Raw genomic sequence first — 24,680 nt, 5'->3', positions numbered from 1 at the left:
CACGGCGGAATGCGGTGGAAACTCCGCCGCAGGTCGACCGCCTACTCGCCCTTGGTGGTCTCGGCGAGCGGGCGGCGCGCGGGGAAGTCGGGGGCGGCGATGGTGGCCAGCAGGGTGTCGTGGTCGGCGTAGGACGACGTCGCGCCCAGCGACCGGACGGCCAGCGACCCGGCGGCCGTGCCCAGGGCGATGGCGCGTTCGGCGCTGCCGCCGCGGGCCAGCTCGGCGGCGATGGTGCCGGCGAAGGCGTCGCCGGCGCCGGTGGTGTCCACGATCTCCTCGGCGGGCACGGTCAGCGACGGCTGGTGCCAGACGATGCCGTCGCCGCCGTCGACCTCGGCGCGGGCGTAGACGCAGCCGTCGTCGCCCATGGAAATGACCACCGACGGGCAGTACTGCAGCAGCGAATCGATCTGGGAGACCAGGTCGCCGCGGCGGATGCCGTCGGCGGCGTCGAGCTTGCGCAGCACCTCCCACGCCTCGGTTTGGTTGACGATGAGCGGGTCGGCACTGTCGATCAGAGTCGGCGTCACCACGGTCACCGGCGCGAGGTTGAGAATGAACCGCGTGCCGTGCAGGTTGGCGATCATGCCCAGCTGTTCGGTGGCCTCCGGGCGCAGCTCTCCCTGGGCGAGGACGACGTCCGCGCCGGCGATTTCCTCCGTGAACTCCATCGGGTCGGTGACGGTGTTGGCGCCGCGGGTGACGAACACCATGTGGTGCCCGTCGGGCGTCGCCGCGATGAACGCGGCACCGGTGGGCTCGTCCCACGTGGTCTGCACCGAGTGGGTGTCCACGCCGTTGGCGCCGAGCTCGGACAGGACCAGGTCGGCGGCGGGGTCTTCGCCGACGGTGCCGGCCATGACGGCGCGCACGCCCGCGTGGGCGACGGCGGAGGCCTGGTTGGCGCCCTTGCCGCCGAGGGCGAACGCGCTGTCGTCGACGATGGCGGCTTCCCCGGGCACCGGGAACTCGGCGACCTGCGCGAGGGTGTCCTGGTGCAGAGATCCGCAGATGACCACGGTCGGTTCCCCGGGTGCCGAGTCCGGCATGAGCCGCTCGACGGCGGCGTCGATGGGCCGGATGGTGCTGGGGGTTGCCGGGGCGGGTCCATCGTGGGGCTGCATGCCCATAACTCTGCCATGAGCGGCGGATACGCGCCCGTCCGTCCACCCGATATCCGGGCGCCGGGAGGGCCCGACGGTGGGTTTTCGGGGTGCCTGGCGCGGGTGCCGGTCGTGCTTTGCGACGGCCATGCCCGACCCCTCCGCCGACCTTGCTAAATTGATCCGGTGCACGCCCGACGGCGCGCATGACTTCCGGCCCCTATAGCTCAGTCGGTTAGAGCCGCGGACTCATAATCCGCTGGTCGCAGGTTCGAGCCCTGCTGGGGGCACTGAAAACGGGGCCGCCCCACCGTGTTCCACGGTGGGGCGGTTTTCGCGTCGATGGTCGGGCGGCTGTCAGTTTGTGCCCCCGTCGTCGGGGGAGCCCGGGGCGGTACCCGTGTCGGGGCCGTCGCCGTCGGAGACGGAGTTCTTGCCTCCCCAGCGGAAGAAGTTCCACAGGCGGTGGCTGGGATCGCGGTCGTATTCGCGTTCCTGGTAGTCGAAGACCGGCAGGCTCCAGCCGCGCCAGATGGACAGCAGACGGGTGATGAAGGCGACGGCGACCGAGGCGATGATGGTCACGGTTTCCGAGGCGCCCATCCAGTCCAGGGTGAAGTAGGCGACCGTGGCCAGCAGGGCGATGGAGGCGTAGAGCTCCTTCTGGAACACCAGCGGCACGCGGTCGCACAGCAGGTCGCGCAGCACGCCGCCGAAGACGCCGGTGAGCACGGCGGCGACGACGGCGATGATAAACCCGTAGCCCATCTCCAGCGCCACGCGGATGCCGATGACGGCGAAGGCCGACAAACCCACCGCGTCGAGGACGAGGAAGAGCACCCGGAAGTGCTCCATGAGGAAGGAGATGGACACCGTGAGAATCGCGGCGCCGATGATCACCAGCAGATACTGGGGATCCTCGACCCACACCAGCGGATAGTGGCCGAGCACCAGGTCACGGATGGTGCCGCCGCCGATGGCGGTGACGCAGGCGATGGTGGACACGCCGAAGAGGTCCATCTTCTGGCGGCCGGCGGCGAGGGCGCCGGTCATTCCTTCGGCGGTGATGCCGATGACCCACAACACATGGAGCAGCATGGCTCAACGGTAGACCATGGCCCGGACGGGTCAGTCGCCGAGGAGCCCCTTCATCTCCTCGATCTCCGCCTTCTGCGAGTCGACGATGCCCTCGGCCAACGTGCGGGTGGCCTCGTTCTCGCCGTCGCGGATGACGTCCTCGGCCATCCCGACCGCACCTTCGTGGTGCTCGATCATGCCCTCGAGGAAGAGCCGGTCGAACTCGGGGCCCTGGGCGTCGGCGAGTGCCTGCATCTGGTCGTCGGAAAGCATGCCCTCCATGTGCTGCGCGGACTCGCCGTGGCCCTCGTGGACCGACGGCGCGGTGGGGTCCTCGCCCCAGGCGGCGAGGCGGGCGCTCATCTGCTCGATCTCGCGGCTCTGGGCCTCGGCGATCTTCGTGCCCAGGTCGATGATGTCGGCGTTGTCCGTGCGGCCGTCGATGAGGCCGGCCATGGCGACGGCCTGCTGGTGGTGGGACAGCATCATGCGGGTGAAGGAGACGTCGGCGTCGTTGTGCGGGCCGGCGTCCTCGGCCTCGGGCATCTCGGTTTCCGGCTGCGACGTCGCGGCGGCCGAGCCCGGGGTGGAGGAGTCGTCGGCATCCGTGCCGGCCTCGGAGCCGGAGCCCCCGGACGAATCCGCGGCGGCCGATTCCGTCTGGCCCGCGTCGCCGGCGCCATCGGCGCCGTCCGCGCCGCAGGCGGCGATGGTCAGGGACACGGCGACCGTGGCGGCCAGGGCGGTGGCGCGGGCAATGCTCTTCACGTTCATGCGTCCACCTTGCCACCATTTTCCATGGTGGGGAAGAGGATCCGCGTCGGCCCGGGCGCGGCGCGGCGTGATCCGCGTCATTCCCGCGGCGGCCGGGTCTGTCCGCTCACGGTTTGTTGACAGACCAATCTGTCTGCTCCTACGGTGTCGGGTATGTCGATGATGCTCACGCGCAGGCTCTGGCTGGACCAGGGTCACGTCCACGGGGACATGTGTAACCGCCCCGCGGCCTCCGCCTGACCGGATCCGCCGAGGCCCCACCAACCGGCCCGCGGGTCCCATTCCCCATCCACATGAGCGCGACATCCCGCGCACCACCGCGCCATCATGCGCCCTTCCCCGAAAGGCTCGACCGTGAGCACCCCTTCTTCGGCGACCGATCGTCGCCGCGATAAATCTTCGCGTTTCCTCTCCTTCGCACCCGCCTGGGCCACCGGTTTCGGCGCCCAGGTCGTCCTCGGCCTGTTCATCGGCCTCATCCTCGGCTTCGTCGCCCGCGGCACCGCGGAGGGCTCCGGCCTGCGCGCCGTGCTCGACTCCGTCGGCGGCGCGTACGTCCAGCTGCTCAAGCTGATGGTGCCGCCGCTGGTGGTCACCGCCGTGATCACCTCGGTGGCCAACCTGCGCAAGGTCACCAATGCCGCCCGCCTGGCGCTGTCGACGCTGCTGTGGTTCGCCGCCACCGCCTTCGCGTCGGTCGTCGCGGGCATCCTCATCGGCCTGTGGCTCAAGCCGGGCATCGGCGCCGGCGTCGACGCCGCCTCCGCCGAGGCCCCGTCGTCCACCGGTTCGTGGTGGGCGTTCCTGGCCGGCGTCGTGCCGGACAACATCCTCGGCCTGGGCGTGAAGGTCTCGGAGGACGCCGCCAACCCGACGTTCAACGTCCTTCAGCTGCTGGTCATCTCCATTGCGCTGGGCATCGCCGCGGTGAAGGTCGGCGCACCCGCCGAGCCGTTCCTGCGCGGCACGGAGTCGCTGCTGCAGATCATCCAGAAGGTCCTGTGGTGGATCATCCGCCTGGCGCCGATCGGCACCGCGGCGCTCATCGGCCGCGCCGTCGCCGAGTACGGCTGGGAGGCCCTGGGCTCGCTGGGCAAGTTCGTCATCGCCATCTACATCGGCCTCATCGTGGTCATCGGCGTCATCTACCCGGTGGTCCTGCGGATGAACGGCATCCCCGTCGCCGCGTTCTTCAAGCGGGTGTGGCCGGTGACGTCGCTGGGCTTCGTCACCCGTTCGTCGATGGGCGTCATGCCCGTCACGCAGCGGGTCACCGAGCGCCGCCTGGGCGTGCCGCGCGAGTACTCCTCCTTCGCGGTGCCGCTGGGCGCGACGACGAAGATGGACGGTTGCGCCGCGATCTACCCGGCCATCGCCGCCCTGTTCGTGGCGCAGTTCTACGGGCTGCAGCTGGGCATGACCGACTACGTGCTCATCGCCATCGTGTCGGTGCTGGGTTCGGCGGCGACGGCGGGCACCACGGGTGCCACCGTCATGCTGACGCTGACCCTGTCGACTCTGGGTCTGCCCCTGGAGGGCGTTGGCCTGCTGCTGGCCGTCGAGCCGATCGTCGACATGGGCCGCACCGCGGTCAACGTGACGGGCCAGGCGCTTGTCCCGGCGATCGTCGCAAAGCGGGCCGGCATCATCGATGCCGGTGCGTTCGAGGGCGAGCCCCGCTCGCTTGACGACGAATCGGTCCCCGAGTCCGCCGAGTCCGTCGAGTCCGCCGACTCGACTGCACCCGCCGCGGACCGCGGCACCGCCGAGGCGCCCGCCCCGCGTTAGCCTGGGGACATGACCGAGCTCTCCGCCGCCCTGTCCAGCCAGCTCGCCACCGTCGACGAGTGGCCCGTGAAGTCCGTGTGCGCCGCGGCCCGCGGCGCCGACGGCGAGTGGGTCGTCCATGGCGACGAGTCGCGCGCGTACGGCCTGGCCAGCGTGACCAAGTTGCTGTCGGCCCACGCGATGCTGGTGGCGGTGGAGGAGGGCGTGTTCGGGCTCGATGATGAGCTCGAGCCGCCCGGGGCGACGGTGCGGCACCTGCTGTCGCATGCCGGCGGCGTGGGGTTCGCCTCGCCGAAGCCCGAGAAGGAACCGGGGGAGCGGCGGCTGTATTCGTCCGCCGGCTTCGACATCATCGCCGACCGCATCGCCGACGAGACCGGCATGAGCTTTTCGCAGTACCTGCGCGCGGCGACGTTCGAGCCGCTGGGGATGGGGGCGTCGGCGCTGAACGGCTCGGCCGGGCATGGTGGCGAGGGGTCGGTGGCGGATCTGATGAAGTTCGCCGACGAGATCCTCGACCCCGCCATGCTCCACCCCGACACCGTCGCCGAGGCCCTGACCGTGCAGTTCCCGGGGCTGTCGGGCGTGGTGCCGGGCTACGGGTCGCAGAAGCCTGCCGATTGGGGGCTGGGTTTCGAGATCTTTTCCCGCCCCGAGTCCCGCCAGGGCCTGTGGTTCGGCGAGTCGATGCCGGGCGACGTCGCCGGGCATTTCGGCCAGGCCGGCACGTTCCTGTGGGTGCATGCGCCGACGGGCCGCGCGTGCGTCGTGCTCACCGACCGGCCCTTCGGCGATTGGGCGAAGCCGCTGTGGACCGACTTCAACGATGAGCTGTGGTCGGTGTTCGAGGACGCCGAATAGGGCTCTTTCTGCCCGGGCCCGTCAGCCGCGCACGTTGGCGCCGATGACGGCGGGCACCGTCGTCGGCTCCTCGCCGAACAGTTCCCGCTGGTACTCGTCCTGCTCGAAGTCCCGGCCCGTGCCGTGGATCGACCCGACGTTGGCGCCGTGACCGGGCTGGTTGCGGTGCGCGGCCGCGTACGTGCCTCCGGTTTTGCTTGACGACGCCGCACGCGCACCCCCTCCACCCGCAGCACCCTGACGCCCGACCATCGCCGCAGTCGGCTGCGACCCCCGCGCCGACCCGGCGCCGGAGTTGGCGCCGGAGTTCGCGCCCGAGCCAGTTCCGGGTGCGTGAAGGCCCGCGCCACCGAACCCACCACGGCCGTTACCCCGACCACCCGGCGACCCGGTGCCGGGGCCCGCGCTGGTGCCGAACCCGCCGGAGCGCCCACCGGCACCGGGATTGAACCCGCCGAGGGCACCCAGCGACGAACCACCGCGCCCGGCACCCGTTCCCGCGCCACCTGCGCCGTACCCGCCGGCGCCGGTGCCTGCGGCCGGGGCCATTCCCGCGGGCCCGGTGCCCAGCGTGGTCGCCGGTGTTGATGCCGGGGTGGTTGCCGCCGCCGGAGTCATCGGCGCCGGTGCGGCCCCGCCGGGGACGGTGGGCACTGGCCCGGACGTCGACGGCGCCACCGGTGCGGCGGCTGGTGTGCCGGTGGTGGGGGACATGCCGGTGGGGCCGGTGATCGGCCCGGACGCCGCCTGCGCCAGGGAGGACGCCGCACTGGCCGGTGCCGCCGCGGCGGTGGTCATCCCCGCCGGTGCCAGTCCCGCCTGGGAGGCGCCGGCGATGCCGTGTCCGCCGCTGACCCCGGAGGCCACCAGATCCGGTGCCGAGGTGCGGAAGTCGGGTTGGGTGAGGTTGGGCAGCGTGGGCACGGCGGTGTGGAGTTGGCCGATGTAGGGGCCGGTGAGGAATGCTGTGATTTCGGTGCGTTCGAAGGTTTGCTTGGCCGCGGGGTCGGTGATGGCCTGGGAGTGGGCGGCGATGGTGCCCAGGGTGTTGATGGCCATGGCTTTGACCGCTGGCAGGGCTGCGAGGTGGCCGGTGAGGATGCCGGCGGAGGCGGCGATGTTGGTGGCGCGGGCGGCCAGGCCGGTGAGCGACGTGGCGGCGGCGTCGAAGGCGGCGCCGTTGTTGTCGGACAGGAGTTTGCCGGCGGCGTCGGCCAGGGTGGTGGCCAGTTCGGTCATGCGGGTGGCGTAGCCGGTCCAGTAGGTGATGGCGTCGCCGATGGCGGCGTCGTTGGTGGCGGTGAATTTGGCCAGGAGTTGGTCGGCGGTGTCGGCGAGTTCGGGGCCGAGGACCGGCGGAGGGAAAACGAGGGCTCCCGTTTGGAACGGCGGGCGCGCACCGAAGTCGTGGAGCACGAACTTGCCTATTTCCTGGACGACCTTCGGGGCATTATTCGGGTCGATGGCCCGGAACGTCTGGCCGGAGTCGAGTTCCTGGTGCTCGACGGCGGAAATCAATGCCCCGAGCTGCGTGCAGGACCATTCGACTTCGCGCGAGATGGCTGCATCGACCAGTACCGAACACCCCGAGGCTCCGGCGATGGCGCTCGCGTGGCCAGTTGCCACGATCTGCATGGACGGGACGGATGAATAGCCTGCGAGTGATGGCGTGGAGGGCTGGGCCGCCGCGCCGGTCGTCACATTCAGCTGCAGAGTTGATCGGACACTGGTCATCGTGCCCAGGTTGGCCTCGAAGTACATTATTCCCCCCGAATAAGTTCTGTGTACCGTGCAGAGACGTACTCGCACGTTTCTTCACTGGTCTTCATCTCGGAAAATCCCCCGATGGCAAGGCTGACCCCGAGCGATCCCTCCGAAGTGTCGGCCGTAGCAGTGCATTCGTCGAATAGGTCGCCCTTGGATACAAAGGTGTACCAGCTGGTTTGTTCAACACCGTGATCCGTTATCGGGTATCCAAGCTCTTCGATTTTTCGCCGATTCAACGTGTTGTTGATGATCAAGGCGGCCCCGCCGTCGTTGATCAATCCACACGTTGCAAGTGATTCTTCATCTCGTCGTTTCGTGCCGAAGTCTGGCGCCTTCCAGCCCTTTTCGAGCGCTCGCTGATAGATGTCCATGTCGCACGGGTTCTTCAGCACGAAGTCAGGCGCCGAATAGTCGTAGTGGCCGTCGGGCCCCAGCTTCGCGTCCCCCGGCTGCGGCGGATCATTCGGCGGCAGGACACCCGGCGGCAGTTTCGGGGCGGCGGCTTCATCGATCGACGGCCCGGCGCCCTGATCATTGGCGCCTACGGTGCCGCATCCCGAGAGCAGCAGGCACGCCGCCAACGCACCGATGACGGGGGAGACGGTGGTCGTGCGATCGGGGAGGCCATGGAACGTCATGATCCGAATGTCCCCTCGTCAACCCGCCGGTGTTTGCGATCGGACTGCGTCCGACCCCGCGTCCCCATCAGCGCGGCAGGTGCCGACAGTTGACATCGCCGTGTGCCCATCGAAGATCCCCCCGAATCTCGGTGCGGGGCTCGTCCCCGCGACCATGTCTCTACCCGAAAAGTTGTAGCACCGAGCGTGGAGGTCCGCAGGGTGAGCGCCGATTATTCGGCCGAGCGCCCCTCCCTCGGCCACGGGCGCTCACGGGCCGCCTCCACTCCTTCGTTGAATCGGCGCAGAAGTCCGACGAAGGTCGCGAGGTCCTCATCGGTCCAATCACCGGTGACGCGGGCGGCGGAAGCGGCGCGGGCGGCCATTTCGGCGTCGAGAAGCCGTGTCCCCTCCGAGGTCGGGCGATGCTTGCGGGAACGGCTCCCCGCGCTGGGCACCTGCTCGATCAGGCCGTGCTTCATTGCCGCGGCGAGCTGCCGGTGGATGGTGGAGACATCGAGGGTGAACGCGTCGGCGAGCTCGGCGACCGACATTGGGCCCTGCGCCGTCAACCGCGCCAGCAGCACTGCCGCGCTTCGATCGATGAGGGCCTCGCGGCCATGTGGCTTGGCGCCCTGGAGGAAGAGCCGGGACAGCAGCATGTTCTCGTAGACGAGCTCTCCGTGCAGGTCAGCGGTCATGATTGGCTCCCTCGAGGGCGGTGGCGGTGATGAGCGCGGTGGCGGCCGGGCGCGGGGGCTTTCGACGCCCTCCGAGATTTGCATGATACATTTTTGCATTATGCAAATTCATGGACGCGCCAAGGATGACGTAAGCGGGGGCAATGGGGCACATGACGGCCGGGCGCGCGGGGACGCCCATGATCGGCCGTCGCTGATCACCGCGGAGTTCGCCCTGGCATGGGTGGTCAACTTCCTTCAGTACCTGGTCTTCTACCTCTTGGTCACGACGATGGCCCTGTATGCCGTGCGACAGTTCGCCGTATCCGATGCCGCCGGCGGCTTCGCTTCCAGTGCCTTCGTCGTCGGCGCGACATTGGCCAGGCTGGTGTCGGGCTATCTCGTCGACACGCTCGGCCACCGCCGAATCATGCTCGTCGCACTGGCCGTCACCGTGGCGGCCTGCGCCCTGTACCTGCCGGATGGGTCCTTCGTGATGCTCATCGCCGTGCGCATCATCCACGGCGTCGCCTACGCCTTCGCCAGCACCGCGACGATGACCATCGTCCAATCGGTCATCCCCGCCGCCCGGCGCGCCGAAGGCACCGGCTACTTCGCGCTGGGTTCGACCCTGGCCACCGCCGTAGGACCGGCGCTGGGGCTGTTCGTCGTCCGCCACTTCGACTACTCGACGCTGTTTCTCGGGGCGCTGGCCGTGACCGTCGCCGGCCTCGTGCTCGCGCTGTTCCTGCGGCCCTCCGGGGAGGCGTTGGCGGACGAGACCATGGCGGAAGAGACGGCGGGGGAGGATCGACCTGATTCCGGTGCCGCCGCCCGGCCCCGCCTGACCTTGTCGGACATCGCGCATCCCGCGGTGGTGCCCATCGGATGCTTCATGCTGCTGGTCGGCCTGGGGTACGCGGGCATCATCACGTACCTCAACGGCTACGCCGAGCAGCGCGGCGTCGCCGCCGGTGCCGGCCTCTTCTTCGTGGCCTACGCCGCCGCCATGTTGATCACCCGGTTCACGCTCGGCCGCGTGCAGGATCGTCGCGGCGACAACGTCGTCGTCTACTTCGGCTTGGTCACCTTCGTTGCGGCACTCGCCCTGCTCGCCGTGGCGGACGCCGATTGGCAGGTCGTCGCCGCCGGAGCGCTGACGGGCCTGGGTTACGGCACCCTCATGCCGGCGGCGCAGACCATTGCAGTGCGGGTGGTGCCCCGCGACAAGCTGGGCACGGGCATCTCCACGTTGTTGCTCCTGCTCGACGTCGGAGTCGGCATCGGGCCCGTCGTCCTGGGCGTCGTGGCCACCTCGGTCGGATTCGGGGCCATGTATGCGGTCCTCGCCGTCATCGTGGCGCTGGCCGCCGTTTTCTACCACGTCGTCCACGGCCGACGGGACATCGCCAAGCCCGCACACGTCAGCCTCTAAACCTCGCCGGTGCCATCGACCGCATCCGGACGTCCGGCCCCATCCCTCAAGCAACGCTTGACTGTTCGGGGGTGTCAACCTCCACTTGACCCTTGATGCACCCCGCTGACCAGACCACACTGGCCCCAACGGTTGACTTGGGCACCGCCGCCCGGGACGTCGTAAAGCAGGACGCCGCACCGCGGCCGACCGCACCGCGACGACCCACCCACGGGTGGCGGAGTCCCGGCGACGAGGGCGTTGGGGAAGACGAGCCTCGTCTTGAGGCGGAGCGCCACCGGCACCACCGGTGGCGCCCCGTCTCTTCCGCCGACACCGCAGGTGACCATGTCCCGACACGACTCCACCGGAGTGCTGTGGATCCACGCAGCGCGCCCGGCCCTCACGCCCCACGTCGCGTGGGCGCTCGCCCGCGCCGGCATCACGCTGCCCGACGGCACCCGCCCCGCCGCGTCGATCTGGCATGCCCGCCCCGACGACGCCACCCGCGTCTGCGCCGAGATCGACTGGCGCGGGCCCGCGGGTGCCGCTGCGCGCCTGGTCGGCGACCTCGCCCGCTGGCCCGACCTCACCTTCGAGATCACCGAGGACCCCGACCCCGCCATCCCCGGCGCCCAGGGCGAGCGCCACTGCCACGTCCCCGCGCTGGGCACGTGGTCGGGCGTCACCGACGCCGCCGGCGACATTCAGGTGGGTGAGCAGCGCCTGCGCGCCATCATGGCCGCCCACCGCGGCGACGCGACCGGGTTGGCGCGGGCCCTCGACGCCGAGCTCGGCACCGCCTGGGACACGGCCCTGGAGCCCCTGCGCCCCGGCACCGCGGGATACGAACCGTGGCAGGACGCCATGCTTGACGACGACCCCGCGCACCCCACCGCCCCACACCCCGACGAGGCGGAGCGCCATGAGCCGGTGGCCTGCGACGTCTGCGACGTTGTCGAACTGCTGCCGCGGCGTGCGGTGATGTAAGTCCTAGCTGTCGCGGCCGGCGTCGACGTGGGAGACCACGTCGCCGAGGGTTTCCATGCCGGTGACGTCGCCGTCGGCGAAACGCACGCCGGTCTCTTCCTCGCAGCGCACGAGCAGCTCGACCACGCCAAGGCGATCCAGTCCGATGTCGCCGCGCAACGTGGACTCGAGCCCGGGGGCATCCTCTGGGGCCTCGTCGCCCAGGACGCGGAACAGGACGTCGGTGACCTCCGCGCGAGCACCCGACAGTCCATCGAGGGCGCCTCCCTTGGAACCCCGGCCTGCGCCCCCGCCGCCCAACTTTCCGCCGGATCCGCCGGTGGCCGAATCACCGGCGGCGCCGGCACCGTCGCCAAGCAACGCGCTGAGGGCATCGCCCAAACTGCTGGTCATGTCCGCTCCCATCCATCGGCCTGCCACGAGGTCGCATCGGATAACTCACGCCCAGGCTACAGAGCGGGCTCGCGCAACGGCCGCGACGCCTCCCACCAGCGATCGTGTGCGGCAACGTCGACGACCTCCAGCTCCGGATACCGCAGCGCCGTCAGCGCATTGCCGAACACGCATCCCGTGTCCACGCACATGGTGTTGTTCACCCACGTCGCCTCCCTGATCGGCCAATGCCCGTAGACGACCCGCGCCCGCCCGGCATAGTTGCGCTCCCACTCGCGGCGGATGGGCAGGCCGTCGGCCGAGTAGCCGCCGACGTCGCCGTAGAGCGCGAATGAGCGCACCGCCCCCGACTCGCGGCCGTGGAACTCCTCCTTCAGGCCCGCATGGGCGACGACGAGGGCGCCGCCGTCGAGAACCAGGTGGATGGGCAGGCCCGCGAGAAAGCCGCGGACACGCTCCCGGAAGCCCGGATCGCCTGCAGTGGCGTCGGCGGCAGCGGCGGCAGCGGCTGCGTCGGCGTCAGCAGCAGCGTCGATCTGCTCGAGGGACTCGGCCAGCCCATGGCGCACCGCGACATCGGCGCCGCCGAGGGCCCGGGCCAGCTTCCAATCGTGGTTGCCCATCACGGACAGCGCCGTGCCCGCGGCGACCATGCCCATGGCCAACCGCAGCACACCCGGCGTATCCGGGCCGCGGTCGACGAGATCGCCGACGAACACCGCCAGCCTGCCGTCGGGGTGCTCGGCGCCATTGGGGCGCCCGCGGCCGTCGGCGGACACTCGCCAGCCGAGCCGCTCCAGCAGTTCCACCAGCTCCGCAAGGCACCCGTGGACATCGCCGATGATGTCGAAGGGGCCGGTCAGATGCCGCACGTCATGGGGTGGACGAACGCGCGCGGCCGCGCCGGGGGCATCCTCGCCTCCCGCCGCGGCCGCACCGGTCCACCGGTCGTCGTCGCCCGTGATCGGCTACACCACCGTCGGATCGGTGATCTGGTACTTCTCCGCCGCCTTCTGCGCCACCGACACCGGCAGCTTGCCCTCGCGGGCCAGGCCGGCCAGCGCGGCGACGACGATCGATTCGGCGTCGATGTTGAAGAAGCGGCGGGCGGCCTCGCGGGTGTCGGAGAAACCGAAGCCGTCGCAGCCCAGCACGGTGTAGTCGCCCGGCACCCACTGGCGGATCTGCTCGGGGATGGCGCGCTGGAAGTCGGACACGGCGATGAACGGGCCATCGGCGTCCTCCAGGGCGCGCTGCACGAACGGGCGCTCGTGGAACTCGCCCGGGTTCTGCAGCACCTCGGTCTCGCGGGCCAGGCCGTCGCGGGCCAGCTCGTTCCACGAGGTCACGGAGTAGATCGACGACGGGATGTCGTAGTCCTCCTTGAGCAGGTCCGCGGCCTTGAGCGCCGCCTGCATGCCGATGCCCGACGCCAGGAGATTGACGTGGTTCTCGCCCTTCTCCTCCTTGAACGCGTAGATGCCCTTGAGCAGGCCCTTGACGTCCAGGTCCTCGGCGGCGGCCGGCTGCGCGGTCGGCTCGTTGTAGATGGTCAGGTAGTACATGACGTCTTCGCCGCGGCCCTCGCCGTACATGCGGTCGATGCCCTCGCGGATGATGTACGCGGCCTCGTAGGCGAACGCCGGGTCGTAGGACACCACGGCCGGGTTGGTCGCCGCCAGCAGCGGGGAGTGGCCGTCCATGTGCTGCAGGCCCTCGCCGGTCAGGGTGGTGCGGCCGGCGGTGGCGCCGAGCAGGAAGCCGCGGCACTTCTGGTCGCCGGCGAGCCACATCTGGTCGCCGGTGCGCTGGAAGCCGAACATCGAGTAGAAGATGTACAGCGGGATCATCGCCTCGCCGTGGGTGGCGTAGGCCGACGCGGCGGCGATGAACGACGCCATCGAACCGGCCTCGGAAATGCCCTCGTGGAGGATCTGGCCCTGCTCGGACTCCTTGTAGGACAGCATCAGGTCATGGTCGACCGGGGTGTACTGCTGGCCGTGCGGGTTGTAGATCTTCAGCGTCGGGAACCAGGAGTCCATGCCGAAGGTGCGGGCCTCGTCCGGGATGATCGGAACGAAACGCTTGCCCAGCTCCTTGTCGCGCATGAGCTCCTTGAAGATGCGCACCACGGCCATCGTCGTGGCCACCTGCTGCTTGCCGGAGCCCTTGAGCACCGACTTCAGCGCATCCATTTCCGGCACGACCAGCGGCTCGTAGGTCTCGCGGCGCTCCGGCACGTACCCGCCGAGCTCCTTGCGGCGCTCCTTGAGGTACTGCAGCTCCTCCGAATCCTCGCCCGGGTGGTAGTAGGGCGGCAGGTACGGGTCCTTCTCCAGGACCTCGTCGGAGATCGGGATCTCCTGCTTGTCGCGGAAGCTCTTCAGGTCCTCCAGCGTCAGCTTCTTCATCTGGTGGGTGGCGTTGCGGCCCTCGAAGTTGTGGCCCAGGCCGTAGCCCTTGATGGTGTGCGCCAGGATGACGGTCGGCTGGTCCTTGGTCTCCATCGCCTTGGCGTAGGCGGCGTAGATCTTGCGGTAGTCGTGGCCGCCGCGCGACAGGCTCCAGATCTCCTCGTCGGTCATGTCCTCGACGAGCTTGGCGGTGCGCGGGTCGCGGCCGAAGAAGTGCTCGCGGACGAACGCGCCGTCGTTGGCCTTCAGGGTCTGGTAGTCGCCGTCGCGGAAGCCGTTCATCAGCTCCACCAGCGCACCCTCGTGGTCCTTCTCGAACAGGGCGTCCCAGTCGCGGCCCCACACGACCTTGATCACGTTCCAGCCGGCGCCGCGGAAGAAGCTCTCCAGCTCCTGGATGATCTTGGTGTTGCCGCGGACGGGGCCGTCGAGGCGCTGCAGGTTGCAGTTGACCACGAAGGTGAGGTTGTCCAGGTTGTTGATCGCGGCGGTCTGGATCAGGCCGCGCGACTCCGGCTCGTCCATTTCGCCGTCGCCGAGGAACGCCCACACGTGCTGCTGCGACGTGTCGGCCAGGCCGCGGTCGTGGAGGTAGCGGTTGAATCGGGCCTGGTAGATGGCGCCCATCGGGCCGAGGCCCATGGACACGGTCGGGAACTCCCAGAAGCCCGGCATGCCGTGCGGGTGCGGGTAGGAGGGGATGCCGCCCTGGGGGCGGGATACTTCCTGGCGGAAGCCGTCGAGGTCGTCTTCGTCGAGGCGGCCCTCGAGGAACGCGCGGGCGTAGACGCCGGGGGAGGCGTGGCCCTGGAAGAAGACGTGGTCGCCGCCGCCGGGGTGGTCCTTGCCGCGGAAGAAGTGGTTGAAGCCGACCTCGTAGAGCGGGGCGGAGGAGGCGTAGGTGGAGATGTGCCCGCCGACGCCGATGCCCGGGCGCTGCGCGCGGTGGACCATGATCGCGGCGTTCCAGCGGATCCACTTGCGGTAGCGGCGCTCGACGGCCTCGTCGCCGGGGAATTCCGGCTCCATGGTGGTGGGGATGGTGTTGACGTAGTCGGTCGACGTCAGCGGGGGCAGCGCCACGCGGCGTGCGGTGGCGCGTTCGAGCAGGCGGAGCATGAGGAAGCGCGCGCGGTCGGGGCCGGCCTCTTCCAGCAGTGCGTCGAGGGACTCGAGCCACTCGCGGGTCTCCTCGGGGTCGATGTCCTTGAGGTAGGACTCGACGCCGTCGCGGATCAGCGCGAAGTTGGTGTCGTCGACATGTCGTTCCGCCGTGTCGGCCATGTGGTACCTCCAGAGTCACGGGGCGGTCGGCCCCTGGATAGCGGGGCGGGTTGGCGCCCGGGTTGTTTTCCATCACACTCTACTTCCGTTTCGGCTTGCGCGGCAGGGGGCCTCGGGCTCCCGATTGCTTGACGACGTTCACCTCCCCGCCATCCGGCCGGCACCCCGGCTAACGGCGTTCCACGTCTTTGTCATGGTGCCCGGCGGTCGGATTGGGGAGGGGTCGTCGTCACGCTCATGGGCCCCGATCCCTGTACAACGCCCCCCGGGCCGGTAAACTCCCCGGAGAAAGGATCGCGGGTCGATGACGGCACCCGCGGCGATCTCGAGATTTGGAGGACCGGAGAAGTGGTCGACGCCACTGGCGCTGTGCAGGATTACGCGGATTCGCTGGGCATTGAAAAGGGCCGGCGAGTTCAGGAAATCGGTTGGGACGAAGACTGCGACACCGCCATCAGCGAGTCCGTCGAGGAGTTCCTCGGCGAGGATCTTCTGGACGAGGAAACCGACGAAGTCGTCGACGTCGTGCTGCTGTGGTGGCGCGAGGATGATGGCGACCTGGTCGACGGCCTCGTCGACGCCACCCGCGCCATGGACGACAGCGGCCGCATCTGGTTGATCACCCCGGGTGCGGGACGCCCCGGTTTCGTGGACCCGGGCGTGATCGACGAGTCCGCGCAGTTGGCGGGCCTGACCGGCACGTCGGCGATTCGCCTGGGCTCGTGGCAGGGCAACTGCCTGGTCCAGCGCGGCGTCAAGCGCCAGTAGATTCGCGCCGGTACCTTCGGGCAGACAGTTTCGCGCCGGGCTCGGTCCCGGATCCGGCCCCGAACTGGATCCCACCACGGTCCCGGATCCGGCCACATCATGGTCGCGTCGTGGCCGCCGATGGGTGAGCCGGGGCGAAGAATTCCGCGCTCACCGGGTGTGTTACCGTTTTCCGCGACGTCGCCCACGCGACATCCGCGGCGATAGCTCAGTGGTAGAGCTCTGGTCTTACACACCAGCGGTCGGGGGTTCGAAACCCTCTCGCCGCACGCGATAATTGCGCCGATCACGGCAGCTCAGCCCCGTCCCGGGCCGTCACCGGGACGGGGCTTCACCATTGTCGGAGATCGTTGCCGGGAAGACGGGGCCGGAAGAAGAGGTCGGGAGAAAAGATGAACAACGCACGCAGGCGCCGACTTCTCGGCCGCGCCGCCGCCGTCGCCGCCGGGTTCGCCGCCGACCGGGTTTTCGGCGATCCGGCCCGGCACCATCCGGTGGCGTGGTTCGGCACCGCCGCCGACCGATTGGAGAAGCGGATCTGGGCCGACTCGAAGCCGCGCGGGGCGGTCTATGCGGGCGTGCTCGTCGGCGTGCCGACCATCGCCGCGGCCCTCATCGCCCGCCGTGCACCGATCCTCGAGCCGGTGGCCCTGGCCGCGGCGACGTGGGCGTCGCTGGGCGGCACCACGCTGGCGCGCACCGGCGAGCGCATGGCCGATCGCCTGGAGGCCGGCGACCTGGCCGCCTCCCGCGAGCTGGTGCCGTGGCTGTGCTCGCGCGACCCCGCGAAGCTCGACCTGGACGGCGTGGCCCGGGCGACGGTGGAGTCGCTGTCGGAGAACACCTCCGACGCCGTGTCGGGGACGCTGCTGTGGGGCGCCGTCTTCGGCGCGCCCGGCGTGGTGGCGCACCGTTGCGGCAACACCCTCGACGCGATGGTCGGCTACCGCACGCCGAAGTGGGCGAACTTCGGGTGGGCGTCGGCGAAGTTCGATGACGTGATCAACTGGGCGCCCGCCCGGCTCACCGGTCTGGCCACGGTCATCGCCGGCCCCGACCGCGCCGGTGCGTGGCGGGCGTGGCGCGAGGACGCCCCCGGCCATCCCAGCCCCAACGCCGGCGTCCCGGAGGCCACCGCCGCCGGCGCCCTCGGCGTGCGCTTGGGCGGCGCCACGGAGTACGCGGGAGGCGTCGAAGAGCGCGCGGTGCTCGGCCGCGGCGAGTCCCCCTCGGTCGCCGATGTCCGCCGCGCCGTTCGATTGTCCCTGCGCGTGCAGGACATCACCGCCGGCCTTTGCATCGGCGGACTGCTGGTCGCCGCAGCCGCCGCCCGCTGACTGCGAGTCGCTCAGAACCGTTCGTCGTCGAGGCCGTGGCTCTTGCGCCGCCGGCCCTTGTGCCCGGAATCGCCGTAGCGCGCGGCCAGCCGGCGCGCCCGCTCCTCGGCAGGCTCGGCGGCTCGCTCCGCGGACTGCTTTGCGACGCCCACGCCATCGCCCTCCGCCGCACTGCCCGCGGTGGTGGAGTCGGTGGCGGACGTGCCGGCAGTCGCAGCGTCAGTAGTCGCAGTGCCAGTAGTGGCCGTGGGCGTGGACGCGGTGGTGGAGGTGGCCGTACCGGACTCGGCTGTGCTGGATGCGGCCGTGGCGGTGGAGGAGGGGGACTGGGGTGCGCGCGAGGCGTCGTCAAGCGAGGCCCGCAGGACCGCCTCCTGTTCCTCCCGGTCCCGGCGGCGCTCCCGGGCCTCCGCGAAAATGAACCAGCCCAGCGCGGCCGGGGCCATGATGCCGAAGAAGATCCACTGGATGCCGTAGGCGAGGTACGGGCCGGACTCCAACGTCGGCAGCGGAATGGCGCGCAAGCTGCCGGGCTGGTCGTCGGCGAGCTGGATGTAATCGGCGTGCAGGTCCTGGCCCATGATGTCGCCGACCTGATCGGTGTTGAGGCCGTAGACCTGCGTCGGCTCGCCCGGCCCGCCCTCCAGCGGCGGGCGCTCCGGCATCATCTCGCCGCGGCGGGCGTAGCCGAGGATGGTCACCTCGCCCGAGGGCGCGGCGTCCATCGCGGGGATGCCGCCGTCGGAAGGGGTCTCGAAACCGCGGTTGACCAGGTACAGGGTGCCGTCATCGGCGCGGAAGGCGGTCAGCGCGTGCGTTGCCGGCGTGCCGTCGACCGGGCGATTGCGCAGCAGGACATCCGAATCCGGCAGGAACTCGCCCTGCGCGGTGACGCGGCGCCACTCCGTGCCATCCGCCAGCTCGCCGTCGGCCGGGAACAGCTCGGCGGCGTCCACCGGGTCGACCTCGAAGGCGTGGCGCAGCTGATCGTTGCGCTCCTTCGTGGCCTCGTTCTTCCCCAACTGCCACGGCGCGAGCACCGTGAACGCGAGGTAGGCGAACGCGACGCAGACCACGGCCGTGAGCACCCAGCCGGGCGTGAGGAACTGGCGGATTCGGGATTTCACGCCGCCAAGCTTACTCACCCGTCCGGACGGTCCCGTGTCCGCCCGGAGGCCGTCCGGGAGGCCGGCGCCCGAGCGCGCCACGGCTGCGCGGGCCATCGGCGGACACGTTCGGGCGTCGCGGTGGAGTAGAATCGCCCGATATCCCCGCCCCGCCCCACAAGCAGGCCCACCAGCCCAGCCACCGGAAGGTGCCCGTGTCCGAAACCGCCGCTAAGCCGTCATCGCGTTCGCGCTATGGCACGGTGTTCCGTCAGTTCATCAAGTTCGGGATCGTCGGCGGCACCGGCGTGCTGGTCAACACGGCGGTGGCCATCATCGCCCGCAAGGCCGGCCTGGAGTGGGGCGTCAACGAGCACGAGGTCTTCGCCAACCTGCTGGGCACCCGCTGGAACATCCGGTGGTCCCACGTCTACGCGACGCTGGCGTTCCTCGTGGCCAACGTATGGAACTTCCAGCTCAACCGGTCGTGGACGTTCCGCGTGACCAACCGGCCGAATTGGTTCCGCCAGTTCGGCCCGTTCCTGCTCGCCGGCCTGTCGGGCCTGGCCGTCAGCCTGATCACCATCACGGTGCTGACCAACCCGACGTCGCCGCTGGCGCTGCCGGAGCACATTTTCGACGACTCCAGTGGCCTGCGCACCCGGTTCTACTGGGCCAACCTCATCGGCGTGCTGCTGGGCACGCCGGCGAACTTCCTGATCAACAAGATCTGGACCTTCCGCGTGCGCACCCTGGCCGGCAAGGACCCGCGGAAGAAGGATCGCGAGCGCGTCGAGCTCAAGGAGCTGTAGAAGCTCGACTGCGTGGGGCGGCGCTCAGCGGGGCAGCGGTTCAGGGGCCGAGCGAGGCACCGACCCCGCAACTCAGCGATTCTGCGCTCAGCGAGTCGACGCGTCGGCGAGGAAGTCGCGCACCGTCGCGATGAGCCCCGGGGTCGAGGCCTCGATCTCGTGGCGCGTGCGGGTGAAGCCGGAATCATCGCCGTAGTACGGATCCGCGACGTCGGCGTCGGAGGGGGAATCCGGGTCGAAGGAGCGCATGAGCCGGATCTTCTCCGCCGGAATGCCGCGGGCGATCAGCTGCGAGACGTGGCCGGAGTCCATGGCGATGTACAGCGTCGCGTCGGCGTGCTCGGTGCCCAGCTGCGCGGCGACGTGCGCCGAATCCCGGCCGGAGTTCTCCAGCTCCGCACGCGCCCGGGAATCTGCGGGCTCGCCGACGTGCCAGGCGCCGATGCCGCAGGACGCCAGCAGGACGTCGTCGGTCAGGCCGGCTTCCTCCACCGCCTCGCGGACGATGATCTCCGCCATCGGGGAGCGGCAGATGTTGCCGCTGCACACGAAGACGAGATACACGGATTCGGTGCGGCCAGGGGCGGACATGCGGTTCTCCTCGATCACGGGACCGCCCCGCATGCCCGTCGGCCGGATCCGGCCGTCGTGCGCGGGGCGTGATTTTCCGTATGACAAGGTATAACGCCCGCGCCGCAGGAGCCAATTTCAGGCGCGCATGTCAAGAATGTGCGTCAAAATAGCGCGGGCCCGTCAGAGCCCCAGCATCTGCCGGACCAGGCGGTCGAGTTCCTCCGGGGAGCCGGCGACGGCGTCGGCGCGCTCGCGTTCGTCGTCGGGCCCGTAGCCCCAGCCGACGAGGATGCACGGCACCCCGAACGCACGGGCGCCGTGGAGGTCGTGGATGCGGTCGCCGATCATCACGACGCCGGGCAGGGTGCCGGGCAGGGTGCCGCCCTCGCCGCCGGCCACTGCACCTGCACCGCCGTTGGCTACTGCACCCGCCCCATCTCCCGTGCCATCCACCACGTCCCGCTTGTCCGCCGGCAGCCCCAGCACGCGCAGGGTGTGCTCGATGACGTCGTCCTTCTGGCTGCGCTCCCCGCCGTCGTCGGCGGCGCCGATGAAGTCGAACCGGTCGAGGATCCCGAATTCGGCCAGCACTTTGCGGGCGAAGTGCCCGCCCTTCGAGGTGGCCGTCGCCAAGCGGATGCCGTCGGCGCGCCAGCCGTCGAGGAGCTCGGGCCAGCCCGGGAACATCCTGGTGTCCGCCCACCCGCCGTCGGTCTGCCGGGCGCGGTAGGCGCGCATGGCGTCGTCGAGGCGCTCGCCGGTCAGCCCGATCTTCGCCATCGAATCGCGCATCGGCGGGCCGGCGAGGGTGCCCAGGAAGGCGTCGTCGGGCACCGGGTGGTCGACCGCCTCCATCGCGGTGCGGAAACTCGCCTGGATCCCGGCGAGGGAATCGCTGATGGTGCCGTCGACGTCGATGAGCAGAGTGGGTGCCATGCCATCCAGTATGGGGTGCGCGGGGCGTCGTCGGCGATCCGGGCGGTGTGGCAGGCTGAAGGCATGGAGATGGGGGTTGACGCACGCGACGGGTTCACCGGCGACCTGGGCTACCACGGTGACGTGGCGGCGCGCGGGGCGCTGGTGGATTTCGCGGTCAACGTGCGCGGGACGACCCCGCGGTGGCTTCTCGACGCCTTGGGCGGCCACCTCAACGAACTGTCCGCCTACCCCGATCCGATGCTGGATCGGCGGGTGCGCAAGCTCATCGCGCAGCGCCACGGGCGGCGGGCCGAGGAGGTGCTGCTGCTGGCCGGCGTGGCCGAGGGGTTCGCGCTGCTGCCGAACCTGTGCGAGCGCCCGGTGGTCGTCCACCCGCAGTTCACGGAGCCGGAGGCCGCCCTGCGCGCCGCGGGGATCGACGTCGGGCGCGTGGTCCTGCGGCGCCCGTGGGATCTCACGCAGGTGCTGGGCGCGGGGGAGGGCGCAGCTAAGGCAGACGCCGCGCGCATCCCCGACGACGCCGATCTCGTCGTCGTGGGCAATCCCACCAACCCGACGTCGGTGCTGCATCCGCGCGAGGACATCCTCGCGTTGCGCGCGCCGGGCCGGCTCGTCGTGGTCGACGAGGCCTTCATGGACGTCGTCGCCGCCGGCGACTGCGCGGCCAACGAGGTCGCCTCGGTGCGCGATCCCGGGCTGCTGGTTTTCCGCAGCCTGACCAAGACGTGGGCGCTGGCAGGTCTGCGCTGCGGGTATGCGCTCGGTGCGCCGGAGGTGCTGGCGCGGCTGGCCCGCCGCCGTCCCGCGTGGCCGGTGGGCACGCTGCAGCTGCACGCCATGCGGTTGGTCGCCGAGCACGGCATGGATCGTCCCCTCGACGTCGAGCGGGCGGACATCGCGCGCGAGCGCGAGCTGATGGTGGGGTTGCTTGACGACGCCGCGTGGTCCGTCGAGCCGGCCTCCGGACCTTTCGTGTTGGCGCGCCCGCCGGTGGAGGATCCGGAATCGGCGCGGCTGACGCTGGCCAACCGGGGCGTCGCGGTGCGGCGGTGCGATACGTTCCCGGGATTGGGGCCGGGGTGGTGGCGGCTGGCGGTGCGCGGCGCGGCGGACGTCGGCACACTGGTGGGGGAGGTCGAGCGCATCGCCACGCTCCAGCGCGAACGGTGATGATCTTCGACGACCGCCCACCGCCCACCTTCACCCGAGAGGAACCGCAGATGAACGTGACCGTCGCCGACGTGCGCCGTGTTCTCGACGCCGCCTACCCGCCAGAGTTGGCGGAGGAGTGGGACAAGGTCGGGTTGATCTGCGGCGATCCCGATGACGCCGTCTCCCGCGTCGCCGTGGCGCTGGACTGCACCGATGCGGTGGCCGATGCGGCGGTGGCGGCGGGCGCCCAAATGCTCGTCGTCCACCATCCGCTGCTGCTGCGCGGGGTGTCGTCGGTGGCGGCGGATACGCCGAAGGGCCGGATCCTGCACAAGCTGATCCGCAATGGCGTCGCACTGTTCGCCGCCCACACCAACGCCGATTCCGCCCGCCCCGGCGTCAACGACCGGCTCGCCGAGATCCTCGGCGTCACGCCGGGAGCGCCGCTGGCGCCGAAGCCGGGCCAGCACCTCGACGCGTGGGTGGTCCGCGTGCCGGAGACCCACGCCGACGACGTCAAGGACGCCGTCTTCGCCGCCGGCGCCGGGTCCATCGGCGATTACGACTCCTGCGCCTTCGAGTTGTCCGGCCGCGGCCAGTTCCGCCCGGGCGACGACGCCGATCCCTTCATCGGCGAGAGCGGCGACGTCGAGCACGTCGACGAACAGCACATCGAGTTCGTCGCCGAGCCGTCCCTGCGCGCGGCGATCCACGCCGCGCTGCTGGGGGCGCACCCGTACGAGGAGCCGAGCTTCGACATCCTCGAGTCCCTCGTCGGCGATCTCGACCCGGAGTCCGCCCTCGGCATCGGTAGGGTCGGCGATCTCGACGAGCCGATGCCGTTCCGCGATTTCGTCGGCCGCGTCGCCACACGCCTGCCCGCCACCGAGTGGGGCGTGCGCGGCGCCGGCGACCCCGACCGCATGATCCGCCGCGTGGCGGTCGCCTCGGGCTCGGGCGATTCCTTCCTGAACACCGCGCGCAAGCTCGGCGTCGACGCGTTCGTCACCTCCGACCTGCGGCATCACCCCGTCGATGAGGCGCTGCGCGACGGCGGCCCCTGCATCGTCGACACCGCGCACTGGGCCAGCGAATTCCCCTGGTGCGGCCAGGCCGCGGATCTGCTGGGCGACGCGCTCGGCGTGGAGACGCAGGTCCTGGACATCCGCACCGACCCCTGGACCGTCGCCGCACAACATCCCGACAACACCACCGAGGAGAACCGATGAAGCTCGATCCCGTCACCCAGGTGACCATCCTGGAACTGTCCGAGGCGCAGGCGCGCATGGACGGGCTCGAGGCGCGGCGGCAGGCGTCGCCCGAACGTGCAGAGCTGACCTCGCTGCTGTCCGAGCGCGCCGCACTGCGGACGAGTTCGGCGCGCTCGAGGCTGTCGGCGCGTGATCTGGGCGTGGACGTCGACAAGCTCGAGTCGGACCTGGACAAGCTCCGCCGCCGCGAGGACGAGGACCGCCGCAGCCTCGACGCCGCCGACGACGCCGACGTGCGCCGCGACCTCGAGCACGACCTGGCGTCGACGCGCCGGCGCCGCGAGGAGCTGGAGCACCATATCGCCGACGTCCGCGACATCCGCGACGCCCACCAGATGAACACTGGCGCCGACGCCGGCGAGCTCGAGGAGCGCATCCGCGCCGCCGAGCAGCGCGTCGCCGACTCCGACCTGGACATGCAGGCGCAGGTCGACGGGCTGGAGCGGCGCATGGAGGAGCTGCGCGGCGCCGTCGAGCCGAAGCTGCTCGCGCGCTACGACGAGATCACCGCCGAAACCGGGATCGGCGTCGCCCGCCTCGACGGGCGCACGTGCCGCAGCTGCTACATGGAGCTCGATGCGTCGACGATGCGGGACTTCGAGCGGCTGGCGCCCGAAGAGGTGGTCAACTGCCCAGACTGCCGCGCGTGGCTGGTGCGGCCGGTGACTCTCAAGGCGGCGGGCAAGGGCGACGGGCGATGAGCGGCGCGGGCTCAGCCGGCGGTGCCGGCTCGGCTGCCTCGGGCGCGGGCGCGGATGCAGGTGGCTCGAGCGCGGGCGCGGCCGGCGGCGACAAGGGTCTGGTGGCCACGACCTCCGGATCCGGCTCGGCGCGGGAGGCGACGTCGGCGAGCCCCGGCTGGACCGGTGCCGTCGGCGAACCCACCCGGCTGCTGCTGTTGCGCCACGGCCAGACGCCGATGAGCATCGACCGCCGTTACAGCGGGTCGACGTCCAACCCGTCGCTGACGGACTTCGGCCGCCGCCAGGCCCGCGCCGCCGCCGAGCGCCTCGCGCTGGGCGACTGGGACATCAGCGGCATCATCGCCTCCCCGCAGGCCCGGGCGCTGGAAACCGCCGAGTTCGCCGCCGCCGAGCTCGGCCTGGACATCTGCGTCGACGACGATCTGCGGGAGACCGACTTCGGCACATGGGAGGGCCTGACCTTCGGCGAGGCCGCCGCCCGCGACGCCGACGTCCACGCCCGCTGGCTGGCCGACCCCGAGCTGCCGCCGCCGGGTGGTGAGGCGTTCCGCGCCGTCGACGACCGCGTCGCCTCCGCCCGCCGCCGCATCGCCGAGGACTTCGGCACCGGCACGTTCCTCGTGGTCAGCCACGTCACCCCGGTCAAGGCCATCCTCCGCCAGGGCCTCGGCGCCGGCTTCGAGCTGTTCACCCGCCTGCACCTTGACCTCGCGTCACTGTCCGTCGCGGAGTTCTACGCCGACGGCCCGACGTCGGTCACCCTCGTCAACGACACCGCCCACCTGCGGTAGACCACGCGCCCCGCCGACGTGCACCGATGTCGAACCCATGCTCCCGCCCTGACATGCCCGGC

23 protein-coding genes and 2 tRNA genes are annotated in these 24,680 nt (G+C 70.6%); 13 read left to right on the top strand and 12 right to left on the bottom strand.

What is annotated here, in order from left to right; translation table 11 throughout:
- Positions 1-41: 41 nt before the first annotated feature.
- The gene (locus ACFWGD_RS04105) at positions 42-1,127 is read right to left on the bottom strand and encodes a ribokinase (RefSeq protein WP_377777284.1); all 1,086 of its coding nucleotides are present in this window, start codon (positions 1,125-1,127) and stop codon (positions 42-44) included.
- A 195-nt stretch (positions 1,128-1,322) separates the two neighbouring features.
- Here ACFWGD_RS04105 and ACFWGD_RS04100 point away from each other — a divergent pair.
- A tRNA-Ile gene (locus ACFWGD_RS04100) sits at positions 1,323-1,396 on the top strand.
- A gap of 67 nt (positions 1,397-1,463) precedes the next feature.
- Here ACFWGD_RS04100 and ACFWGD_RS04095 read toward each other — a convergent pair.
- Both ACFWGD_RS04095 and ACFWGD_RS04090 read right to left on the bottom strand, forming a co-directional pair.
- The gene (locus ACFWGD_RS04095) at positions 1,464-2,204 is read right to left on the bottom strand and encodes a trimeric intracellular cation channel family protein (protein ID WP_377777283.1); all 741 of its coding nucleotides are present in this window, start codon (positions 2,202-2,204) and stop codon (positions 1,464-1,466) included.
- Positions 2,205-2,234: 30 nt separating this feature from the next.
- Complete coding sequence (locus ACFWGD_RS04090) at positions 2,235-2,957, bottom strand: DUF305 domain-containing protein (RefSeq protein ID WP_377777282.1); 723 nt, start codon at positions 2,955-2,957, stop codon at positions 2,235-2,237.
- 327 nt (positions 2,958-3,284) lie between these two features.
- Between ACFWGD_RS04090 and ACFWGD_RS04085 the strand changes: the two genes are divergently transcribed.
- Together ACFWGD_RS04085 and ACFWGD_RS04080 are read left to right on the top strand one after the other, a co-directional pair.
- Positions 3,285-4,745 carry a dicarboxylate/amino acid:cation symporter gene (locus ACFWGD_RS04085; RefSeq protein ID WP_377777281.1) on the top strand — a complete coding sequence of 487 codons (1,461 nt, stop codon included), beginning with the start codon at positions 3,285-3,287 and terminating at the stop codon, positions 4,743-4,745.
- A gap of 9 nt (positions 4,746-4,754) precedes the next feature.
- The gene (locus ACFWGD_RS04080) at positions 4,755-5,606 is read left to right on the top strand and encodes a serine hydrolase domain-containing protein (RefSeq protein WP_377777280.1); all 852 of its coding nucleotides are present in this window, start codon (positions 4,755-4,757) and stop codon (positions 5,604-5,606) included.
- Between the two features lie 21 nt (positions 5,607-5,627).
- Here the strand turns inward: ACFWGD_RS04080 and ACFWGD_RS04075 are convergent, their stop codons facing one another.
- The 3 genes from ACFWGD_RS04075 to ACFWGD_RS04065 form a co-directional block, all read right to left on the bottom strand.
- Positions 5,628-7,241: a hypothetical protein gene (locus ACFWGD_RS04075; protein WP_377777279.1), complete on the bottom strand. Its 1,614-nt coding sequence runs from the start codon at positions 7,239-7,241 to the stop codon at positions 5,628-5,630.
- Positions 7,242-7,366: 125 nt separating this feature from the next.
- Positions 7,367-8,011 (bottom strand): hypothetical protein, encoded by a 645-nt coding sequence (locus tag ACFWGD_RS04070; protein WP_377777278.1) that lies wholly within the window; start codon positions 8,009-8,011, stop codon positions 7,367-7,369.
- Positions 8,012-8,223: 212 nt separating this feature from the next.
- The gene (locus ACFWGD_RS04065) at positions 8,224-8,691 is read right to left on the bottom strand and encodes a MarR family winged helix-turn-helix transcriptional regulator (protein WP_377777276.1); all 468 of its coding nucleotides are present in this window, start codon (positions 8,689-8,691) and stop codon (positions 8,224-8,226) included.
- Positions 8,692-8,791: 100 nt separating this feature from the next.
- Between ACFWGD_RS04065 and ACFWGD_RS04060 the strand changes: the two genes are divergently transcribed.
- Positions 8,792-10,105, top strand: a complete 1,314-nt coding sequence (locus ACFWGD_RS04060; RefSeq protein WP_377777274.1) for an MFS transporter — start codon at positions 8,792-8,794, stop codon at positions 10,103-10,105.
- Between the two features lie 327 nt (positions 10,106-10,432).
- Positions 10,433-11,074 (top strand): DUF3145 family protein, encoded by a 642-nt coding sequence (locus tag ACFWGD_RS04055; RefSeq protein ID WP_377777273.1) that lies wholly within the window; start codon positions 10,433-10,435, stop codon positions 11,072-11,074.
- A gap of 3 nt (positions 11,075-11,077) precedes the next feature.
- On the opposite strand, the gene ACFWGD_RS04050 is transcribed toward ACFWGD_RS04055, so the two are convergent.
- The 3 genes from ACFWGD_RS04050 to aceE all read right to left on the bottom strand — a co-directional run bounded on the left by ACFWGD_RS04050 (position 11,078) and on the right by aceE (position 15,165).
- On the bottom strand, positions 11,078-11,467 hold the full coding sequence (locus tag ACFWGD_RS04050) for an acyl carrier protein (RefSeq protein ID WP_377777271.1): 390 nt from the start codon (positions 11,465-11,467) through the stop codon (positions 11,078-11,080).
- A 56-nt stretch (positions 11,468-11,523) separates the two neighbouring features.
- Positions 11,524-12,339, bottom strand: a complete 816-nt coding sequence (locus tag ACFWGD_RS04045) for a metallophosphoesterase (protein ID WP_377777270.1) — start codon at positions 12,337-12,339, stop codon at positions 11,524-11,526.
- 96 nt (positions 12,340-12,435) lie between these two features.
- The gene (aceE, locus tag ACFWGD_RS04040; protein WP_377777269.1) at positions 12,436-15,165 is read right to left on the bottom strand and encodes a pyruvate dehydrogenase (acetyl-transferring), homodimeric type; all 2,730 of its coding nucleotides are present in this window, start codon (positions 15,163-15,165) and stop codon (positions 12,436-12,438) included.
- A 348-nt stretch (positions 15,166-15,513) separates the two neighbouring features.
- Between aceE and ACFWGD_RS04035 the strand changes: the two genes are divergently transcribed.
- The 3 genes from ACFWGD_RS04035 (at position 15,514) to ACFWGD_RS04025 (ending at position 17,270) form a co-directional block, all read left to right on the top strand.
- Positions 15,514-15,933, top strand: a complete 420-nt coding sequence (locus ACFWGD_RS04035; RefSeq protein WP_377777268.1) for a DUF3052 domain-containing protein — start codon at positions 15,514-15,516, stop codon at positions 15,931-15,933.
- Between the two features lie 197 nt (positions 15,934-16,130).
- Positions 16,131-16,202, top strand: a tRNA-Val gene (locus ACFWGD_RS04030).
- Positions 16,203-16,325: 123 nt separating this feature from the next.
- Positions 16,326-17,270 carry a cobalamin biosynthesis protein gene (locus ACFWGD_RS04025; protein WP_377777267.1) on the top strand — a complete coding sequence of 315 codons (945 nt, stop codon included), beginning with the start codon at positions 16,326-16,328 and terminating at the stop codon, positions 17,268-17,270.
- Between the two features lie 11 nt (positions 17,271-17,281).
- Here the strand turns inward: ACFWGD_RS04025 and ACFWGD_RS04020 are convergent, their stop codons facing one another.
- A complete protein-coding gene (locus ACFWGD_RS04020) occupies positions 17,282-18,397 on the bottom strand; it encodes an SURF1 family protein (protein WP_377777266.1) in 1,116 nt (371 codons plus the stop codon).
- Positions 18,398-18,591: 194 nt separating this feature from the next.
- Between ACFWGD_RS04020 and ACFWGD_RS04015 the strand changes: the two genes are divergently transcribed.
- Complete coding sequence (locus tag ACFWGD_RS04015) at positions 18,592-19,188, top strand: GtrA family protein (RefSeq protein WP_377777265.1); 597 nt, start codon at positions 18,592-18,594, stop codon at positions 19,186-19,188.
- A gap of 87 nt (positions 19,189-19,275) precedes the next feature.
- Here ACFWGD_RS04015 and ACFWGD_RS04010 read toward each other — a convergent pair whose 3' ends face one another.
- Both ACFWGD_RS04010 and ACFWGD_RS04005 read right to left on the bottom strand, forming a co-directional pair.
- Positions 19,276-19,779: a low molecular weight protein-tyrosine-phosphatase gene (locus ACFWGD_RS04010; RefSeq protein WP_377777263.1), complete on the bottom strand. Its 504-nt coding sequence runs from the start codon at positions 19,777-19,779 to the stop codon at positions 19,276-19,278.
- Between the two features lie 162 nt (positions 19,780-19,941).
- A complete protein-coding gene (locus tag ACFWGD_RS04005) occupies positions 19,942-20,697 on the bottom strand; it encodes an HAD hydrolase-like protein (RefSeq protein WP_377777262.1) in 756 nt (251 codons plus the stop codon).
- Positions 20,698-20,760: 63 nt separating this feature from the next.
- Between ACFWGD_RS04005 and cobC the strand changes: the two genes are divergently transcribed.
- Genes cobC through ACFWGD_RS03985 form a run of 4 tightly spaced genes read left to right on the top strand, consistent with a single transcriptional unit; the run spans position 20,761 to position 24,618 of the window.
- Positions 20,761-21,870 carry an Rv2231c family pyridoxal phosphate-dependent protein CobC gene (cobC, locus tag ACFWGD_RS04000; protein WP_377777260.1) on the top strand — a complete coding sequence of 370 codons (1,110 nt, stop codon included), beginning with the start codon at positions 20,761-20,763 and terminating at the stop codon, positions 21,868-21,870.
- Positions 21,871-21,920: 50 nt separating this feature from the next.
- Entirely contained in the window at positions 21,921-23,081 is a 1,161-nt protein-coding gene (locus ACFWGD_RS03995) for a Nif3-like dinuclear metal center hexameric protein (RefSeq protein ID WP_377777259.1), read from the top strand.
- The gene (locus ACFWGD_RS03990) at positions 23,078-23,824 is read left to right on the top strand and encodes a zinc ribbon domain-containing protein (protein ID WP_377777257.1); all 747 of its coding nucleotides are present in this window, start codon (positions 23,078-23,080) and stop codon (positions 23,822-23,824) included. Before ACFWGD_RS03995 ends, ACFWGD_RS03990 begins: the two co-directional genes overlap by 4 nt.
- Positions 23,821-24,618, top strand: a complete 798-nt coding sequence (locus ACFWGD_RS03985; protein ID WP_377777256.1) for a histidine phosphatase family protein — start codon at positions 23,821-23,823, stop codon at positions 24,616-24,618. The genes ACFWGD_RS03990 and ACFWGD_RS03985 overlap by 4 nt, the downstream gene beginning before the upstream one ends.
- Positions 24,619-24,680 lie beyond the last annotated feature (62 nt).

Source organism: Corynebacterium sp. NPDC060344 (genome assembly GCF_042725215.1).
Lineage (GTDB): Bacteria > Actinomycetota > Actinomycetes > Mycobacteriales > Mycobacteriaceae > Corynebacterium.
This window is presented reverse-complemented; position numbering and strand designations above follow the sequence as displayed.

Coding starts and splice junctions, on each gene's coding strand:
- ACFWGD_RS04105 (WP_377777284.1), bottom strand. CDS start 1,127: ATGCAGCCCCACGATGGACCCGCCCCGGCAACCCCCAGCACCATCCGG.
- ACFWGD_RS04095 (WP_377777283.1), bottom strand. CDS start 2,204: ATGCTGCTCCATGTGTTGTGGGTCATCGGCATCACCGCCGAAGGAATG.
- ACFWGD_RS04090 (WP_377777282.1), bottom strand. CDS start 2,957: ATGAACGTGAAGAGCATTGCCCGCGCCACCGCCCTGGCCGCCACGGTC.
- ACFWGD_RS04085 (WP_377777281.1), top strand. CDS start 3,285: ATGCGCCCTTCCCCGAAAGGCTCGACCGTGAGCACCCCTTCTTCGGCG.
- ACFWGD_RS04080 (WP_377777280.1), top strand. CDS start 4,755: ATGACCGAGCTCTCCGCCGCCCTGTCCAGCCAGCTCGCCACCGTCGAC.
- ACFWGD_RS04075 (WP_377777279.1), bottom strand. CDS start 7,241: ATGCAGATCGTGGCAACTGGCCACGCGAGCGCCATCGCCGGAGCCTCG.
- ACFWGD_RS04070 (WP_377777278.1), bottom strand. CDS start 8,011: ATGACGTTCCATGGCCTCCCCGATCGCACGACCACCGTCTCCCCCGTC.
- ACFWGD_RS04065 (WP_377777276.1), bottom strand. CDS start 8,691: ATGACCGCTGACCTGCACGGAGAGCTCGTCTACGAGAACATGCTGCTG.
- ACFWGD_RS04060 (WP_377777274.1), top strand. CDS start 8,792: ATGCAAATTCATGGACGCGCCAAGGATGACGTAAGCGGGGGCAATGGG.
- ACFWGD_RS04055 (WP_377777273.1), top strand. CDS start 10,433: ATGTCCCGACACGACTCCACCGGAGTGCTGTGGATCCACGCAGCGCGC.
- ACFWGD_RS04050 (WP_377777271.1), bottom strand. CDS start 11,467: ATGACCAGCAGTTTGGGCGATGCCCTCAGCGCGTTGCTTGGCGACGGT.
- aceE (WP_377777269.1), bottom strand. CDS start 15,165: ATGGCCGACACGGCGGAACGACATGTCGACGACACCAACTTCGCGCTG.
- ACFWGD_RS04025 (WP_377777267.1), top strand. CDS start 16,326: ATGAACAACGCACGCAGGCGCCGACTTCTCGGCCGCGCCGCCGCCGTC.
- ACFWGD_RS04010 (WP_377777263.1), bottom strand. CDS start 19,779: ATGTCCGCCCCTGGCCGCACCGAATCCGTGTATCTCGTCTTCGTGTGC.
- ACFWGD_RS04005 (WP_377777262.1), bottom strand. CDS start 20,697: ATGGCACCCACTCTGCTCATCGACGTCGACGGCACCATCAGCGATTCC.
- cobC (WP_377777260.1), top strand. CDS start 20,761: ATGGAGATGGGGGTTGACGCACGCGACGGGTTCACCGGCGACCTGGGC.
- ACFWGD_RS03995 (WP_377777259.1), top strand. CDS start 21,921: ATGAACGTGACCGTCGCCGACGTGCGCCGTGTTCTCGACGCCGCCTAC.
- ACFWGD_RS03990 (WP_377777257.1), top strand. CDS start 23,078: ATGAAGCTCGATCCCGTCACCCAGGTGACCATCCTGGAACTGTCCGAG.
- ACFWGD_RS03985 (WP_377777256.1), top strand. CDS start 23,821: ATGAGCGGCGCGGGCTCAGCCGGCGGTGCCGGCTCGGCTGCCTCGGGC.